We start from the raw sequence: 1,859 nt of genomic DNA on the forward strand, positions 1-1,859 counted from the left end.
TATCTGACGTGTTTCTGTTCAGTTATCAGTGTTCGGCTTGCGTCCCTCTCGGGACTGCTCGCCTATAGTACCACGCATCTTCCCTCTTTGCAATAGTTTTTCTCAAAAAAGTGAAGAAAGTTTCTCTAAGGCGGTATATAGGCCCTGTACAGGCTTGTTTTGCAACCAATCATTCTTTTTGGTTTATCTAAGCTGTCATAGTTAACAAATATGTCAGAATAAGAAATGACCTATTCAATAAATCCTTCCACTATTCAACATTCAGTGACAGGATATGGATGCACCAGGACCTCCTGAGAAATGAAAACAACAGCCTCATACAGGGAAAGAACCTCAGAGTGCTCGCAAGGGGGGGCTGAGAGGCTGATGCGCACCGAACTATCAAGGGTGAGAACCGCTGCACAGATGCGCGAGTATGATGAGAACGGCTTCGAAGAGTACATGTGCATGGCCTGCGGAGACGCTGACGTATGCGACGTATGCAAGAAGCTTGACGCAAGGTGTTCAGGGTGAAGAAGATCATGCCAGGCGTCAATGTACCGCCAACTCACCTGAACTGCCATTGCTCGACGGCACCCCACATTGAGAGTAGAAGTACACTATTGGCTTGACTCCTACGATCAGCACTAGATGAGATACAATGAATGGGTAGAATGAGCGTATTCACATAAAGGACACTGGGAAGAATATACCTGGGCATGTAAATTCTAAGTTAGTAAACACGAAGAAGTATCATGACAAGTTCGTCGAATTGACAGGACACAAGGATACTGATGATGCTTTGTGTAATGAATCATTGGCAATACTTAATGCTAATAAAGATTCTGAGTATGAGCATATTGCTGCAATCGATGCGAGAACGGGAAAAGTTTTGGCTAAGAATACGATGGCAGCGCACAATTGAAGAAAGCTACAAAGTGGATTTACTAAAAAACAAAATGAAATACTAGCTGATGAATCGACTCCATTGTTCGAGACTTTACATAAACATCCAAACAATTCTGTTCCATCAAGAGATGACATCAGAAAATTGTTTGAGAAGCCAAGACAAACAGCTCTAATATTTCATGTTATGATGGCACTGTCTATAGAATTGGAAAAATAAAAGAATTCAAAAATATTGATGTTTTTTCAATAAAATTTATAGTAAATTAAAGATAAGTATTTGGATTATGATGATTATAAAATAGAATTTGAGTGCTCTAATGAATTGATACGTATATTAACGAGAGGAGGTTATTTGAATTATGTCAAAAGATGAATTAGCTAAGATTCTCAATGTAGATCCGGATGATATCATTGATGATAGTAAAATGCCGACTCCGGAAGAAGTTGCTAAATTCCCGGATACTTCAGAGATTGATAATGAATTCCACAAAGAAGCGGATGCTATATTTGAAAAGTATGGATTATAAAGTCACCATCATGGTGGCTTTTATGCTTGAAGGAGGAATGAGTATGGCAAGTGATGATATGTTCAGGATAATCTACTGCATCCTGAAGGAACTCTACGAGTGCAAGAAGAAGGGAATCAGGGGGTACAGGGTCTAAAGCCACATCACCACAAGTAACTTCGAGTACGGAATCAAATCACGCTACTACGCCGAGAGAGGCATAATGGTGCGAAACGTCACCTTGATACACAAATGAAATTTCAGTAGTACGTTAAGACTATCTCTTACATTATTAATATAATCAAAATAGCTAGTTTCTCTTTTATTCCTATTTTATGCAATCAAAACCACGCCTAAAAGGCGTGGTTTGAACTGCGGCTATAAGCCTGTAATACCTGCTCGCGTCTAAAGGCGCTTGCTTTCACTTCGTTCAAGCTACCGCTCTTGACGCTCGCTATCCCTCAA

1 protein-coding gene is annotated in these 1,859 nt (G+C 40.1%); it reads left to right on the plus strand.

All coding sequences use genetic code 11. From position 1 onward, the window contains the following. Positions 1–1,247 precede the first annotated feature (1,247 nt). Positions 1,248–1,415: a hypothetical protein gene (locus tag FYJ79_RS12315; protein ID WP_154518906.1), complete on the plus strand. Its 168-nt coding sequence runs from the start codon at positions 1,248–1,250 to the stop codon at positions 1,413–1,415. The last annotated feature ends 444 nt before the right edge of the window (positions 1,416–1,859 follow it).

Source organism: Sharpea porci (assembly GCF_009695655.1).
In the GTDB taxonomy this organism is placed as follows: domain Bacteria; phylum Bacillota_I; class Bacilli_A; order Erysipelotrichales; family Coprobacillaceae; genus Sharpea; species Sharpea porci.

What these genes read in the sequence shown, in the direction of transcription:
- FYJ79_RS12315 (WP_154518906.1), top strand. Translation starts at nt 1,248, where the DNA reads ATGTCAAAAGATGAATTAGCTAAGATTCTCAATGTAGATCCGGATGAT.